12 protein-coding genes are annotated in these 15,327 nt (G+C 71.6%); 4 read left to right on the top strand and 8 right to left on the bottom strand.

Translation table 11 applies throughout. From position 1 onward, the window contains the following. Positions 1 to 3 precede the first annotated feature (3 nt). Complete coding sequence (locus ACFWRT_RS16025; RefSeq protein WP_380949849.1) at positions 4 to 1,155, bottom strand: citrate synthase; 1,152 nt, start codon at positions 1,153 to 1,155, stop codon at positions 4 to 6. 111 nt (positions 1,156 to 1,266) lie between these two features. Between ACFWRT_RS16025 and ACFWRT_RS16020 the strand changes: the two genes are divergently transcribed. After that, positions 1,267 to 2,544: a citrate synthase gene (locus tag ACFWRT_RS16020; protein WP_380949850.1), complete on the top strand. Its 1,278-nt coding sequence runs from the start codon at positions 1,267 to 1,269 to the stop codon at positions 2,542 to 2,544. A gap of 37 nt (positions 2,545 to 2,581) precedes the next feature. Here ACFWRT_RS16020 and ACFWRT_RS16015 read toward each other — a convergent pair whose 3' ends face one another. Then, the gene (locus ACFWRT_RS16015) at positions 2,582 to 3,601 is read right to left on the bottom strand and encodes a LacI family DNA-binding transcriptional regulator (RefSeq protein WP_237328296.1); all 1,020 of its coding nucleotides are present in this window, start codon (positions 3,599 to 3,601) and stop codon (positions 2,582 to 2,584) included. A gap of 226 nt (positions 3,602 to 3,827) precedes the next feature. Between ACFWRT_RS16015 and ACFWRT_RS16010 the strand changes: the two genes are divergently transcribed. Then, a complete protein-coding gene (locus tag ACFWRT_RS16010) occupies positions 3,828 to 5,477 on the top strand; it encodes an ATP-binding protein (RefSeq protein WP_380949851.1) in 1,650 nt (549 codons plus the stop codon). Continuing rightward, positions 5,474 to 6,142, top strand: coding sequence for a response regulator (locus tag ACFWRT_RS16005; protein ID WP_018516286.1), 669 nt, complete (start codon positions 5,474 to 5,476; stop codon positions 6,140 to 6,142). Before ACFWRT_RS16010 ends, ACFWRT_RS16005 begins: the two co-directional genes overlap by 4 nt. A 68-nt stretch (positions 6,143 to 6,210) precedes the next feature. Here ACFWRT_RS16005 and ACFWRT_RS16000 read toward each other — a convergent pair whose 3' ends face one another. The 3 genes from ACFWRT_RS16000 to ACFWRT_RS15990 form a co-directional block, all read right to left on the bottom strand. Continuing rightward, positions 6,211 to 7,803: a solute symporter family protein gene (locus ACFWRT_RS16000; protein WP_380949852.1), complete on the bottom strand. Its 1,593-nt coding sequence runs from the start codon at positions 7,801 to 7,803 to the stop codon at positions 6,211 to 6,213. After that, positions 7,800 to 8,207: a DUF485 domain-containing protein gene (locus ACFWRT_RS15995; protein ID WP_380949923.1), complete on the bottom strand. Its 408-nt coding sequence runs from the start codon at positions 8,205 to 8,207 to the stop codon at positions 7,800 to 7,802. The genes ACFWRT_RS16000 and ACFWRT_RS15995 overlap by 4 nt, the downstream gene beginning before the upstream one ends. A 276-nt stretch (positions 8,208 to 8,483) precedes the next feature. Beyond that, entirely contained in the window at positions 8,484 to 10,610 is a 2,127-nt protein-coding gene (locus tag ACFWRT_RS15990; RefSeq protein WP_380949853.1) for a DNA gyrase/topoisomerase IV subunit B, read from the bottom strand. A gap of 447 nt (positions 10,611 to 11,057) precedes the next feature. Here ACFWRT_RS15990 and ACFWRT_RS15985 point away from each other — a divergent pair, with 447 nt between their 5' ends. Beyond that, positions 11,058 to 11,288, top strand: coding sequence for a DUF7455 domain-containing protein (locus ACFWRT_RS15985; protein ID WP_018516290.1), 231 nt, complete (start codon positions 11,058 to 11,060; stop codon positions 11,286 to 11,288). A 171-nt stretch (positions 11,289 to 11,459) separates the two neighbouring features. Here the strand turns inward: ACFWRT_RS15985 and ACFWRT_RS15980 are convergent, their stop codons facing one another. The 3 genes from ACFWRT_RS15980 to ACFWRT_RS15970 form a co-directional block, all read right to left on the bottom strand. Next, a complete protein-coding gene (locus ACFWRT_RS15980) occupies positions 11,460 to 12,290 on the bottom strand; it encodes a S1 family peptidase (RefSeq protein WP_380949855.1) in 831 nt (276 codons plus the stop codon). Between the two features lie 137 nt (positions 12,291 to 12,427). After that, positions 12,428 to 13,975 (bottom strand): RNA polymerase sigma factor, encoded by a 1,548-nt coding sequence (locus tag ACFWRT_RS15975; RefSeq protein ID WP_018516292.1) that lies wholly within the window; start codon positions 13,973 to 13,975, stop codon positions 12,428 to 12,430. A 323-nt stretch (positions 13,976 to 14,298) separates the two neighbouring features. Then, positions 14,299 to 15,189 carry a FadR/GntR family transcriptional regulator gene (locus ACFWRT_RS15970; RefSeq protein ID WP_380949856.1) on the bottom strand — a complete coding sequence of 297 codons (891 nt, stop codon included), beginning with the start codon at positions 15,187 to 15,189 and terminating at the stop codon, positions 14,299 to 14,301. Positions 15,190 to 15,327 lie beyond the last annotated feature (138 nt).

The raw sequence follows: 15,327 nt of genomic DNA, 5'->3' as shown, positions 1-15,327 counted from the left end.
CGGTCAGGGCGCGGGGACCGGCTGCGGCGGGGGTGTGCCGATGTAGCGGGCCGCCGGGCGGGTGATCTTCGAGTCCTCCGCCTGCTCCAGGATATTGGCGCTCCAGCCGATCACCCGCGCCGCGGCGAACGTGGGCGTGAACATCGTGCGCGGCAGCCCGCAGAGCTCCATGACGACGCCGGCGTAGAACTCCACGTTGGTGTGCAGCTCCCGCCCCGGCTTGAGCTCGGCGAGGATGGCCTCCACCTGCCGTTCGACCTCCACGGCGAAGTCGACGAGCGGCCCGCCGAAGCCCTGCGCGATCGACTTGAGCATCCGGGAGCGCGGGTCCTCGGTGCGGTAGACGGGGTGGCCGAAGCCCATGATGCGGCGGCCGGAGAGGACCTGCTCGCGGATCCAGCCGTCGATGCGGTCCGGGGTGCCGATGGCGTCCAGGGTGTCCAGCGCGCGGCTCGGCGCCCCGCCGTGCAGCGGTCCGGAGAGCGCGCCGACGGCGGCGACCAGGCAGGCGGCCAGGTCGGCGCCGGTGGAGGCGACGACGCGGGCGGTGAACGTGGAGGCGTTGAAGCCGTGGTCGACGGTGGAGATCAGGTACTGCTCGACGGCCCGGACCCGCTCGGGCTCCGGCTCGGTGCCGGTGAGCATGTACAGGTAGTTGGCCGCGTAGGGCAGATCCTCGCGGGGTTCGACGGGTTCGAGGCCCTCGCCGAGGCGCTGGAGCGCGGTCAGGATCGTGGGTACGGCGGCGCAGGCGGCCAGCGCGTCCGTGCGGCGGCGGTCGGTGTCCAGGTCGTAGACCGGGCGGAATCCGCCGGCGGCGCCGAGCAGCGACAGGGCCGTACGGAGTCCGGCGAGCGGTCCGGACACGGCGCCCGCGCGGGCGATGGCGGGCAGTGCCTCGGTCACGTCGGCGGGGAGCGCGCGCAGGCCCGCCGTACGGGCGGCGAAGTCGGCGGCCTGCGCCCGGTCGGGCAGCTCGCCGTGGAACATCAGGTACCAGACGTCCTCGAAGCTGCGGGTCTGCGCGAGCTCGATCGCCGAGTACTGGCGGTAGTGGTAGAAGCCCTCCCGGCCGCGGACATCGCCGAGGGCGGTGTCCGTGACGACGACGCCGGCGAGACCGCGGGGGACGGCGGGGACAGGGGTGGTGGTCATGGCCGTTCTCTCCTCCGTGCATGCAACATTGATTCGACTGTCCATGCTTGACTGGAAATCTGTCAATGTTGATTGAGTCAATATGAAGGGGTGGTGGATACGGTGGTCCCCATGACGGATCAACCAGAGCCCGGCCGCCAGGACGCACCCCGGCTGACCACCCGCGAGGCCGCCGAGCTGCTGGGGGTGAAGCCCGAGACGGTGTACGCGTACGTCAGCCGGGGCCAGCTCAGCAGCGTGCGGGCGGCCGGGGGCCGGGGCAGCACGTTCGACGCCGAGGAGGTGCGGGCCCTGGCCCGGCGCTCGGGGCGGCGCGAGCCGTCACCGGCCGGGGGCGACCTCGTGTTCCGTACCGGCATCACGCTGATCGAGGAGGACCGGTACTACTTCCGGGGCGTCGACGCGACGGAGCTGGCCCGGGACCACGGCTACGAGGAGGTCGCGGAGTGGCTGTGGACCGGTGAGCTGCGGCCGGGTGCCCGCTTCGAGGCGCCGCCCGAGACCCTGGCGGCCGCCCGCCGGGCCGTCGGCGCGCTGCCCGCGCACAGCGGGTCGGCGGACCGGCTGCGGGTGGCGGTGACCGCTGCCGCCGCCACGGATCCGCTGCGGTTCGACCTGTCGCCGGAGGCGGTGCTGAGCAGTGCGCGGAGCCTGATCCCGACGCTGGTGGGGGCGTTGCCGGTGGCCGGCGGCGCGCCGGAGGCCGAGGGGGGCTCCTCGGGCTCTCTCGGCTCCTCGGGCTCCCTGGCCCGGCAGCTGTGGCCCCGGCTGACCGCGCGGCCGGCCGACGCCCCGGCCCTCGCCGTCCTGGACGCGGCCCTGGTCCTCCTGATCGACCACGACCTCGCGGCCTCCACCCTGGCCGCCCGGGTCGCCGCCTCGGCGCACGCCCATCCGTACGCCGTGGTCTCCGCCGGCCTCGGGGTCCTGGAGGGCCCGCTGCACGGCGCCGCCAGCGGCCTGGCCCACCGCATGCTCCAGGAGGCCGTGGACCGGGGCAGCGCGGTCCCGGTGGTCGCCGACCACCTGCGGACCGGGCGCCGGGTGCCGGGCCTGGGCCACCGGTTGTACCGGGGCGAGGACCCCCGGGCCCGCACCCTGTTCGCGCTGCTGGAGGACGTGGAGCAGGCGGCCGGTCCGCTGGCGGCGGCCCGGGAGGTGGTCGCCACGACGGCCCGCCACGCGCCGCTGCACGCCAACATCGACCTGGCGCTCGCCGTCCTCTCGGTGGGCTGCGGGATGGCGGCGGAGGCGGGCGAGACGGTGTTCGCGGTCGCCCGTACGGCGGGCTGGATCGCACACGCGCTGGAGGAGTACGGGGAGCGCCCGCTGCGGATCCGCCCGAGCGGGCAGTACACCGGCCCCCGGCCACCCCGGCCCACCCCTTAGGCGGACCAGGTCCCCACTAGTGCAAAAGGGCTACGGATCAGCGGGAATTCTCGCGCGGCGGCTGGGCGGTGGATCCACGCACCACCAGTTCGGGCTCGAAGAGCAGCTCGTCCGAGGGCACGGTCCGGCCGCCGATCTGCACCGAGAGCAGCTCCACGGCCGCGCGCCCCATGGCCTCGATGGGCTGGCGGACGGTGGTCAGCGGGGGCTCGGTGCAGTTCATGAACGCCGAGTCGTCGTAGCCCACGACCGAGACGTCGCCGGGCACCGAGAGCCCCCGGCGGCGGGCGGCCCGGACCGCGCCCAGGGCCAGCGGGTCGCTGGCGCAGATGATGCCGGTGACGCCCCGCTCAAGGAGGCGCATGGCGGCGGCCTGCCCGCCCTCCAGCGAGAACATCGCCCGCGCCACCCACTCGTCGGGGATGGACGTGCCGGTCTCCTCCGCGAGCACCCGGGCCGCGGCGAGCTTGCGCTGCGAGGGCACGTGGTCGGAGGGGCCGAGGACGAGGCCGATGCGCTCGTGGCCGAGCGAGACGAGGTGGCGCCAGGCCTGCTCGACGGCGACGGAGTCGTCGCAGGAGACGCCCGGGAAGCCGAGGCGGTCGATGGCCGCGTTGATCAGGACGACCGGGATCTTGCGGTCGGCGAGCACCTTGTAGTGGTCGTGCGGGGCGTCCTCCTGGTGGTAGAGGCCGCCCGCGAAGACCACGCCGGAGACCTGCTGCTGGAGGAGGAGTTCGACGTAGTCGGCCTCCGAGACGCCGCCCTTGGTCTGCGTGCAGAGCACCGGGGTGAGCCCCTGCTGGGCGAGCGCGCCGCCGACCACCTCGGCGAAGGCCGGGAAGATCGGGTTCTGCAGCTCGGGCAGGACCAGCCCGACCAGCCGCGCCCGCTCTCCCCGCAACTGGGTGGGCCGCTCGTAACCGAGGACGTCCAGCGCGGAGAGGACGGCCTGCCTGGTGGCGTCGGAGACGCCCGGCTTGCCGTTCAGCACCCGGCTGACCGTCGCCTCACTGACTCCCACCTTCTGGGCCACTTGAGCAAGTCGTCGCGTCATGAGCGCAAGATTAGCGCAAGAAGTGCAAGTGGATTGCGCTCCTGACGAACTCGCCGCAACTGCCGAACTCGCCGAAACGCTCCCGGAACGCCCGTACGAGAACGCCCCCCGTCAGCCCCGTACGAGAAGGCTCACGCTCACAGAAGCCGCGCCGCCAGGCAAGGGGGACAGCCCGGGGAACCGAACGGATTTCCGCCCGGCCCCCGCGCCCTTTACCGTCTCTACGATGAACGCCCCACCGCACTCCGACCGGGGACCGCGCAGGTTCGGCTGGCCGCAGCGGGTCTTCTCCCAGGTCCTGCTGATGCAGCTGGCCATCATCACGGGCGTCACCGTGCTGGTCACCGGCCTGTTCCTGGCCCCCCTCAGCGCCCAACTGGACGACGAGGCGATGCGCCGTGCCCTGGCCATCGCCCAGAGCACGGCCGCCCGGCCCGGGATCGCCGAGGACCTGCGCACCACGGAGCCGTCCGAGCTCGGCCCCGTACAGTCCGCCGCGGAGCGGATCAGGCGGGCCACCGGCGCGGAGTACGTCGTCGTGATGGACCGCCGGGGCGTGCGCTGGTCGCACCCGGAGGCGGACCGGATCGGCGAGGTGGTCTCCACCGACCCCGGGGACGCGCTCCGCGGCCGGGAGGTCATGGAGATCGACAGCGGGACCCTCGGCCGCTCGGCCCGGGGCAAGGTGCCGTTGCGCGACGCCTCCGGCTCGTTGGAGGTGGTCGGCGCGGTCTCGGTCGGGATCGAGTACGACAGCGTGCGCGCCCGTCTCCTCGGCGCGATCCCGGGGCTCCTGGCGTACGCCGGAACGGCCCTGGCCGTCGGCGCGCTCGCCGCGTACCTGATCTCCCGTCGGCTGCAACGGCAGACCCATGACCTGGCGTTCTCGGACATCTCCGCGCTGCTGACCGAGCGCGAGGCGATGCTGCACTCCATCCGCGAAGGGGTGCTCGCGCTCGACGGCGCGGGCCGGATCCGGCTGCTCAACGACGAGGCGCAGCGGCTGCTGGGGCTCGGCCCCGAGGCGGCGGGACGGCCGCTGGAGGAGGTGCTGGCCCCCGGCCGGACCGTGGACGTGCTGGCGGGGCGGGTGGTGGGCGATGACCTGCTGGCCGTCCAGGGCAGCCGGGTGCTGCTGGCCAACCGGATGGAGACGGACGACGGCGGGGCCGTGGTCACCCTGCGGGACCGGACCGAGCTGGAACACCTCGGCCGCGAGCTGGACTCCACCACCGGGCTGATCGACGCGCTGCGCGCCCAGGACCACGAGCACGCCAACCGGCTGCACACCCTGCTGGGGCTGCTGGAGCTGGAGATGCACGAGGACGCCATGGAGTTCGTCACGGAGGTGGTGGGCGTCCACCGGGCGACGGCGGAGCAGGTCACGGAGAAGGTGCGGGATCCGCTGCTGGCCGCGCTGCTCGTCGGCAAGGCGACGGTCGCCGCCGAGCGCGGTGTCTCGCTGCGGCTGGCCCCCGGCACACTGCTGCCGGACCGGGTGGTGGACCCGCGCGGCCTGGTCACGGTGGTCGGCAACCTGGTCGACAACGCCACGGACGCGGCGGCGGGGTCCGAGGACGCCCGGATCGAGGTCGGACTGCGGGCCGAGGGCCGTACGGTGGAACTGCGGGTACGGGACAGCGGCCCCGGGATCGCCCCGGAGCGGTACGCGTCGATCTTCACCGAGGGCTGGTCCACCAAGGACCTTCCGGCCCACGGCAAGCGCGGCCTCGGACTCCCGCTGGTCCGCCGGCTCGCGGAGCGCCAGGGAGGCAGTGTGACGGTCTCCCGGGCCGACGGGGGCGGGGCGGTCTTCACGGTGGTCCTGCCGGAGGCGCTCGGCGCAGCGGCGCCCACGACGGGAGGGAAACGGTGATCCAGGTCCTGATCGTGGACGACGACGTCCGGGTGGCGGAGATCAATGCCGCGTACGTCGCCAAGGTCGCCGGATTCCGGGTGGCCGCGCAGGCCCACTCGGCGGCCCAGGCGCTGGCCGTGGTCGAGGAGGTGCCCGTGGACCTGATCCTGCTGGACCACTACCTCCCGGACCGCAACGGCCTCGCCGTCGTACGGGAGCTGCGCCGGCTGGGCCGTCAGGTCGACGTGATCATGGTGACCGCCGCCCGTGACGTGGCGACGGTGCAGGACGCGATGCGGCACGGCGCGCTCCAGTACCTGGTCAAGCCGTTCACGTACGCCGGTCTGCGCTCGAAGCTGACCGCGTACGCGGCGCTCCGCCACACCCTCGACGGCGGCGGCCAGGCCGAGCAGGCGGAGGTGGACCGGCTCTTCGGCGCCCTGTGGGCGGCGGGCGAGCCGGACCTGCCCAAGGGCCACTCCCCCACCACCGCCGAGCTGGTCCGGCGGGCGCTGCGCGACGCGGACGGCCCGCTCTCCGCCCAGGAGATCGCGGAGAGCGCGGGGATGAGCCGGCAGACGGCGCAGCGCTATCTGAAGCTGCTGGAGCGGACGGGGAAGGTCCGGCTGACATTGCGGTACGGCGAGACGGGCCGCCCGGAACACCGGTACGCCTGGGCCTAGGGGCCTCTCCTTCGGATCAGGCCCGCCCCTTTCGGATCAGGCCGCCCCCGCCCCCGTACGCAAAGCTCCTACGCCGCCCCCGCCCCCGTCAGCGCCCGGACCTCGCTCTCGGCGTGCTTGGCCTCGTCCGGCTTCTCGCGCGAGGTGACGGTGCCGAGCCAGCCCGCCAGGAAGCCGAGCGGGATCGAGACGAGCCCCGGGTTATCCAGCGGGAAGAGCTGGAAGTCGACGCCCGGGAACAGCGACGTGGGGCTGCCCGATACGACCGGTGAGACCAGGACCAGGACGACGGCGGGGACGAGGCCCCCGTACACCGCCCAAACGGCTCCCCGCGTGGTGAAGTTCCGCCAGAACAGCGAGTAGAGCAGCGCCGGGAGGTTGGCCGACGCGGCCACGGCGAAGGCGAGGCCGACCAGGAACGCCACGTTGAGGTTCTGCGCGAGCAGGCCGAGTGCGATGGCGACCGCCCCGATCCCGGCGGCGGCGACCCGCGCGACGGCCACTTCGCCGTACTGCTTGCGGCCCGGGCGGCGGAGCGAGGCGTACAGGTCGTGGGCGACGGAGGCCGAGGAGGCGAGCGTGATGCCCGCGACGACGGCGAGGATGGTGGCGAAGGCGATCGCGGCGACGACGGCGAAGAGAACCGTTCCGCCGGTGGAACCCTCACCTCCGCCGAGGTCGAGGGCCAGCAGCGGTACGGCGGTGTTGCCCGCGGTGTTCGAGGAGCGGACCTCGGCGGAGCCGACCAGGGCCGCGGCGCCGAAGCCGAGCACGATCGTCATCAGGTAGAAGCTGCCGATGAGGCCGATGGACCAGACGACGGAGCGGCGTGCCGCGCGGGCGGTGGGCACGGTGTAGAAGCGCGACAGGATGTGCGGCAGTCCCGCCGTGCCGAGGACGAGGGCGACGCCCAGGCTGATGAAGTCGAAGCGCGCGATCCAGTCGCCGCCGTAGCGCAGGCCGGGGGCGAGGAAGTCCTTGCCGTGGCCGCTGCGTTCGGCGGCGGTGGTGAGCAGACCGTTGACGTCGAAGCGGAACCGGACCAGGACGAGCACGGTGAGGGCGACGGCCCCGCCCATCAGCAGCACGGCCTTGACGATCTGGATCCAGGTGGTGGCGCGCATCCCGCCGAACGACACGTAGACGACCATCAGCGCGCCGACCCCGACCACGGTCCACGTTCGGGCCGCGTCGCTCGTCCCGCCGAGCAGGAGGGCCACCAGGGAGCCCGCACCGACCATCTGGGCGACCAGGTAGAGCACGGAGACGGTGACGGACGAGGTGCCGAGCGCGATACGCACCGGGCGCTCGGCCATGCGGGCGGCGACCACGTCGGCGAGGGTGAACCGGCCGCAGTTGCGGACGAGTTCGGCCACCAGCAGCAGGACGACCAGCCAGGCCACCAGGAAGCCGACCGAGTAGAGCATGCCGTCGTAGCCGAACAGGGCGATCAGCCCGGAGATGCCGAGGAAGGAGGCGGCCGACATGTAGTCGCCGGCGATGGCGAAACCGTTCTCCATGGGCGAGAACAGGCGCCCGCCGGCGTAGAACTCCTCGGCGGAGCCCTGCCGGTTGCGGCCGGCCCAGGTGGTGATGAAGAGCGTCACCGCGATGAACGCGCAGAACAGCAGCAGGGCGAGTGTCTGGTGGTCGCCTCTCAACGGACCGGCCCTCCTGCCGCGGGCTGTCCGACTCCCCGCGTCATCTCCTGGGTGTCCCACCGCAGATCGAGCGCGGCCCGGTCCCTGCGCAGCCGCGCGTGGCGGGCGTACGCCCAGGTCAGGAGGAAGGTGGTGAGGAACTGGCCGAGGCCCGCCACCATCGCCACGTTGACCGCTCCGGCGACCGGACGGGCCATCAGCGCGGGCGCGGTGGTGGCCGCGACGACGTACGCGAGGTACCAGAGGAGGAAGGCCAGGGCGGCGGGCAGCACAAAGCGGCGGTAGCGGCGGCGCACCTCGCGGAAGGCCGCGCTGCGGTGCACCTCCAGGTAGATCTCGGCCGCGCTGGGCCGGGGTTCTCCGGGGCCGGACCCTGGCCGGCCGTCCACCGCCGCGCCTTCCACGCCGTCCGCCTCGTCCCAGCCCGCGGCCGACGCCTCGTACCACGGGTCGTCGAGCCGCACTCCCGCGGCCGACGGCCCTGCTTCCTTCTCCACCGAGCAACTCCCTTGTCCACGGACCTTTTCGGCCGCGTGGCCCACGATGGGTGGTGGAGGAAGCTCGCGGGCAGGCCATTCGCCCGAATTCACCTCTTCAGGTGACAGAAGTCCCGAACGCAAGCGGCCCCCACCCTTCCGGTAGTCCGGCGGGGCGGGGGCCTCAGGAGTCGATACGGCTCCCTACGCGTCGATGCGTGAACGGTCCAGGGTCGCCGCCGAGCTGGTGATGAACTCCTTGCGGGGGGCGACCTCGTTGCCCATCAGGAGGTCGAAGACCTGCTCGGAGGATTCCAGGTCACCGATGTTGATCCGGCGCAGCGTGCGGTGGCGCGGGTCCATCGTGGTCTCGGCGAGCTGGTCGGCGTCCATCTCACCGAGGCCCTTGTAACGCTGGATGGACTCCTTGATGCGCACGTTCTTGCGCTGGAACTCCAGCAGCGTCTGGCGCAGCTCGCTGTCCGAGTACGTGTACACGTACTTGTCCTGCCCCTTCTTGGGCTGGACCAGCTCGATCCGGTGCAGCGGCGGCACGGCGGCGAAGACCCGTCCGGCCTCGACCATCGGGCGCATGTAGCGCTGGAAGAGGGTCAGCAGCAGGGTACGGATGTGGGAGCCGTCCACATCGGCGTCGGTCATCATGATGACCTTGCCGTAGCGGGCGGCGTCGATGTCGAAGGTCCGGCCGGACCCGGCTCCTATGACCTGGATGATGGCGCCGCACTCGGCGTTCTTCAACATGTCCGACACGGACGACTTCTGGACGTTGAGGATCTTGCCGCGGATCGGCAGGAGCGCCTGGAACTCGCTGTTCCGCGCCAGCTTCGCGGTGCCGAGCGCCGAGTCCCCCTCGACGATGAAGAGCTCGCTGCGCTCGACGTCGTCGCTGCGGCAGTCGGCGAGCTTGGCGGGCAGCGAGGAGGACTCCAGCGCGGTCTTACGGCGCTGGGCGTCCTTGTGCTGGCGGGCCGCGATCCGCGTACGGGCGGCGGCGACGGCCTTCTCCAGGACCGCGCGGGCCTGGGCCTTGGCGTCCCGCTTGGTGGAGGTCAGGAACGCCTTGAGCTCCTTGGCGACCACGGCCGCGACGATCCGGTTGGCCGCCGAGGTGCCGAGCACCTCCTTGGTCTGCCCCTCGAACTGCGGCTCCGCCAGCCGTACGGTGACGACGGCGGTGAGCCCTTCGAGGGCGTCGTCCTTGACCACGTCGTCCTCGGCGACCCGCAGCATCTTCGCGGAGCGGAGCGCCTCGTTCACCGTCTTGGTGAGGGAGCGTTCGAAGCCGCTGACGTGGGTGCCGCCCTTGGGGGTGGCGATGATGTTGACGAAGGAGCGGACGGTGGTGTCGTAGCCGGTGCCCCAGCGCAGCGCGATGTCGACGCCGAGCTCCCGGGTGACCTCGGTCGCGGTCATGTGGCCGCGGTCGTCGAGGACCGGGACGGTCTCCTTGAAGGTGCCGGTGCCGGTCAGCCGCTGGACGTCGCAGACGGCCTTGTCCTGCGCCAGGTACTCGCAGAACTCGCTGATGCCGCCGTCGAAGCGGAACGTCTCCTCGGTCTTGCCCTCGCCGTCGGTCCCCCGCTCGTCGCGGACGACGATGGTGAGGCCGGGGACGAGGAAGGCCGTCTGGCGGGCCCGCTGGTAGAGCGTCTCCAGGTTGAGCTTGGCGTCCTTGAGGAAGATCTGCCGGTCCGCCCAGTACCTGACCCGGGTACCGGTACGGGTCTTCGGGACCCGCTTGCCCTTACGGAGGCCGTTGGCCGGGTCGAAGGGGCTGTCGGGGCCCTGCTCGGTGAACATGCCCGGGACGCCGCGCCGGAAGCTGATGGAGTGGGTCGCGCTGTTGCGGTCGACCTCGACGTCCAGGCGGGCGGAGAGGGCGTTGACCACGGAGGCGCCGACGCCGTGGAGGCCGCCGGAGGCCGCGTAGGAGCCGCCGCCGAACTTGCCTCCGGCGTGCAGCTTGGTCATGACGACCTCGATGCCGGAGAGCCCGGTCTTGGGCTCCACGTCCACGGGGATGCCGCGGCCGTTGTCCCGGACCTCGACCGAGGAGTCGTCGTGGAGGATGACCTCGATCTGGTCGCAGTGACCGCCCAGGGCCTCGTCGACGGAGTTGTCGATGATCTCCCAGAGGCAGTGCATGAGGCCACGGCTGTCGGTGGACCCGATGTACATCCCGGGGCGCTTGCGGACCGCCTCAAGTCCTTCGAGGACGAGAAGGTGCCGCGCGGTGTAGTTGGAGCTGTCCCGGTCGCCGCCTGCTGCGGTCAGCATCGCGGTGGACGGCACGGACGTTTCGGCGGTCACGCGGTTCGCTCCTCGCTGAATTTCATCTGGGCCTCTGGTGGGTATCACGGTCGGCTTCGGTTGCCGCTGAGAGCCTACAGAGGCCTGGTAGAGCGGTTGTAACGCCACCCTCGGGGAATCCTCATGCTAGACGAGCTCCATCCGGGCTCGCATGGATGTTCGATCATTCGTCGGAGTGACGTGCACATCACGTTCCCTTCGAGGCATGAACCATTTAGGCTCCGGGCACGTCCTCATGAACACACCGGCAAGCCGGCCGGCGGGACCCACCCCCAAGACAAGCAATGCGAAACCGTAGCGCTCCGCATACGGCACATTCGCCGCCAACCGGCAACTGACAGCCATCCCGAGAAGAAGTTTCGAAGAAAAGCCACGAGCGGGAACGTTTTCGGCCTGGTTGGATGTTGACCCTGGTACGACAGCTCGTCGAGCTAGAGAAGAGGCGACGTGACTACTGTTCTGACCCCCGCGAGCCCGCTGACCGCAGCAGACCGCTGTGACCGTTGCGGCGCCCAGGCATATCTGCGCGTCGTCCTGATCAGCGGCGGTGAACTGCTCTTCTGCGCCCACCACGGGCGCAAGTTCGAGCCGGAACTCAAGAAGATCGCCGCGGAAATACAGGATGAGACGGATCGGCTCACCGCCGTGCAGGCGACCGCCGACGAGGACCAGCACTGACACCTCGCATCCACGACGAGCCAGGGGCCGGTCCAGGACCGGCCGACGGGCGGCTCCCCCACCCAAAGGGGGCGCCGCCCGTTCTCGTTCGTCCGCGGGGTCCGGCGTTCACAGAAGGCCGGGCGTTCGCGGGACCGGGCGAGCGGGTCCCTGAGGGGCCCGCCCAGGCGCTCAGATACGGCCCTCGGCCCACCTCAGGGCGGCGGAGACCCGGGTGTACACCCCGGGGCTGCCGACGCGCCCGCAGCCGCTCCCCCAGGACACCAGGCCGATGAGCCGCCCACGGGCCACCAGCGGCCCGCCGCTGTCGCCCTGGCACGCGTCCCGCCCACCCGCCGGATCTCCCGCACAGAGCATCCCTGAGGCGTCGTACGTGCCTTCCCGGCCGCCCGGGTAGGCCCGCGCGCACTCACGGTCCGGCAGGACCTGGACCCGGGCGGAGCGCAGCACGGAGGCGTACGTACCGGCACCGGTCGTGTCCCCCCACCCGTAGACCGCTGCGGCCGTCCCGGCCCGGTACGCCTCGTCCCCGGCCCGGGCCATCGGGATGACGCCGCCCTTCGGCAGCGGCCGGGCCAGCGTGAGCACCGCGAGGTCGCCGGCGTTGGTGTCGGGGTCGTACGCCGGATTGACCCAGACCCCCCGGACCGGGATCTCCTCGCCGCTCGTGCCGCTCAGCCGGTCCCGCCCGGCGATGACACGGAGGTCCTTGACCCGGCTCACCGGTCCGCCGAGCGCCTCTTCACCCAGACAGTGGGCGACCGTCAGGACCTTCGTGGGTGCCACGGCGACGCCGCCGCAGAACTGGCCCGAGCGCGCTCCTCCGAACCGGTCACGGCTGGAGAGGGCCACCGCCCAGGGGCTGTCCGCCACGGGGGCGGGCTGCCCGCCGACGACGATGCTGTCCGCGGCCGCCGGGAGCGGCGAGGCGAGCGGGGCCACGGCGGCCGCGGCGGTCAGGGCGAGGACCCCGGTCAGGGCACGGGCGAGGGGACGGGGCATGAAGGCTCCTGACACTGAGGTGGCAACGACCCACCCAGCGTGATCGAGCCCGTCCGCCTGCGCACCCGCGGACACGCCGGAGGGCCCGGATCCCTGGGATCCGGGCCCTCCGGCCGGTGAATGTTCCGCCCTGTGTTCTAGTCCAGGTAGTCGCGCAGGACCTGCGAACGCGACGGGTGGCGGAGCTTCGACATCGTCTTCGACTCGATCTGACGGATGCGCTCACGCGTCACGCCGTAGACCTTGCCGATCTCGTCCAGCGTCTTCGGCTGACCGTCGGTGAGACCGAAGCGCATCGAGACCACACCGGCCTCACGCTCGGAGAGCGTGTCGAGCACCGAGTGCAGCTGCTCCTGGAGGAGCGTGAAGCTGACCGCGTCCGCCGGGACGACGGCCTCGGAGTCCTCGATCAGGTCACCGAACTCGCTGTCGCCGTCCTCGCCGAGCGGGGTGTGCAGCGAGATCGGCTCACGGCCGTACTTCTGGACCTCGATGACCTTCTCCGGGGTCATGTCGAGTTCCTTGGCCAGCTCCTCCGGGGTGGGCTCACGGCCCAGGTCCTGGAGCATCTGGCGCTGGACGCGCGCGAGCTTGTTGATGACCTCGACCATGTGCACCGGGATACGGATGGTGCGGGCCTGGTCGGCCATGGCGCGGGTGATCGCCTGACGGATCCACCAGGTGGCGTACGTGGAGAACTTGTAGCCCTTGGTGTAGTCGAACTTCTCGACCGCGCGGATCAGACCGAGGTTGCCCTCCTGGATCAGGTCCAGGAAGAGCATGCCGCGGCCGGTGTAACGCTTGGCCAGGGAGACCACCAGACGGAGGTTGGCCTCCAGGAGGTGGTTCTTGGCGCGGCGGCCGTCCTCGGCGATGATCTCCAGCTCGCGCTTGAGCTTCGGCGCGAGCTTGTCGGCGTTGGCGAGCTTGTCCTCGGCGAAGAGACCGGCCTCGATGCGCTTGGCGAGCTCGACCTCCTGCTCGGCGTTGAGGAGGGGGACCTTGCCGATCTGCTTGAGGTAGTCCTTGACCGGGTCGGCGGTGGCACCGGCGACGGCGACCTGCTGGGCAGGCGCGTCGTCCTCGTCGTCGTCGGAGAGGACGAAGCCCTTGTTCTCGCCCTCGCCCTCCTCCTCCTCGCCCTTGCCGGCCTTGACCTCTTCGACGGCCTCGTCACCGTCGAGCAGCTCGTCGTCCTGCTTGCCGGACTTCTTCGCCGCTGTCTTCTTGGCCGCCGTCTTCTTCACGGCGGTCTTCTTGGCAGCCGTCTTCTTGGCTGCCGCCTTCTTCGCGGGGGCGGCCGCGACGGCGTCGTCGGCCACCGCGTCCGCACTCTCGGCCGCCGGGGCGGCGGTGGCCGCGACGGTCCTCGTCACGGTGGTCTTCGCCGCGACAGTCTTGGTGGCGGTGCGCTTGACCGGGCTCTTCGCTGCGACGCTCTTGCGGGCGCGCTTCGGCGACTCCGCGGCACTGACCATCAGCGTCACACCCTCTTCCTCGAGGATCTGGTTGAGGCTGCGCAGAACGTTCTTCCACTGGGTTGGCGGAATCTGGTCAGCCTCGAAGGCCCGACGCACGTCATCGCCGGCGATCTGCCCATCAGCCTTCCCTCGCTCGATGAGCGCCATGACAGACTCGGACTCGGCGATCTCGGGCGGGAGCGTACGGGATGTGCTGGCCGACACGAACAACCTCTCGGAACGATGGAAACGGCTTCCGGCCCTGCCCTGGAGAGGGCTGGAACCGACGACCGCCGACTGGGGATGTCGTCGACGGCGCGGGTTCGGCCTCAGAACTGAACAGCGCGCCCAAGGGCTGCTGTATTCCTTCCGCGGCGGTCACCTCTTAAGTCATCGCGCTGCTTCGAGGAGTGTTACGCCCAATCCGCGTGGCCCGAGTCACACCCCATTCGCGACGAACCGAGCCAGGACAGGCATCTCCCCACAATTGTGCCGCCGGACCCGTGCGGTCCGGCGGCACAGGGCCTGCCACCCCGGCCGTGGACCGGTCAGTGCTGCTCGCGGGGCGCGGGAACCACCCGCTCCACGTCGGGGTGGACGACGAGGAGCTGGCGCATGGCCGTCTCGGCCCCCGCCGAGTCGCCCGAGGCCAGGGCGTCGACGATGCGTGCGTGGTGGCCGAGCGAGGCATCGCCCGGGCGGTCGCAGCCGGTGACCGGACCGCCGGAGACGTGCAGGGCGGCCGAGACGATGCCGGAGAGGTGTTCGAGCATCCGGTTGCCCGCGGCCTGGATGAGCAGGGCGTGGAACTCGGCATCGGCCCGGGAGAAGGTGATGGCGTCCCCCTGCCCCATCGCGTGCCCCATGATCTCCACCATGTCGGCGAGGCGCTGCTGAAGGTCCTCCCGGCCGTGCCCGGCGGCGAGACGGGCGGCGAGGGGCTCGATGGTCCAGCGGAGTTCGGCCAGCTCGCGGCGCTGGTCGTCGCGCTGCGGACCGAAGGCGCGCCACTCGATGATGTCGGGGTCCAGCAGGTTCCAGTCGCTGACCGGGCGGACCCGCGTACCCACATTGGGGCGCGCGCTGACGAGCCCCTTGGCCTCCAGGACGCGCAGGGACTCGCGTACGACGGTACGGGAGACCTCGAAGCGCTGGCCGATCTCCTCGGGAACGAGCGGACGGTCCGCGCCGAGGTCGCCGGAGACGATCATCTGGCCCAGCTGCTGGACGAGTTGGCCGTGCAGGCCGCGTCCACGGCTCGCCGCTCCCCGCCGGCTTGCCCGCCCCAACTCGGAATCGGAACCGCCCCAGGGCCGGGGCGCGGCGCGCTCGCCGGCCGGCGCTTCCGTGTAGGGATAGCGATCGAGTTCGCCCGCACCGGCCAGGCCGGAATCGGCGGAGCGGGCGGCGGTCATCATGGTGTGCGCAAGGGTACTCACGCATCCTTTGTCGGCGTGGCTCGTCCACCCCTTGAGGTCTTTGGTGAAAAGCACACGAAAGGGTGATCGGCGCCCGCGCCGCAATTGACGCCATACGCGTATGAACCAGGCATTTCCTAGGGAGTTGCGGGCTCCTCT

Origin of the sequence: Streptomyces cyaneofuscatus, assembly GCF_042718795.1 — a bacterium.
In the GTDB taxonomy this organism is placed as follows: Bacteria; Actinomycetota; Actinomycetes; order Streptomycetales; family Streptomycetaceae; genus Streptomyces; species Streptomyces cyaneofuscatus_A.
This window is presented reverse-complemented; position numbering and strand designations above follow the sequence as displayed.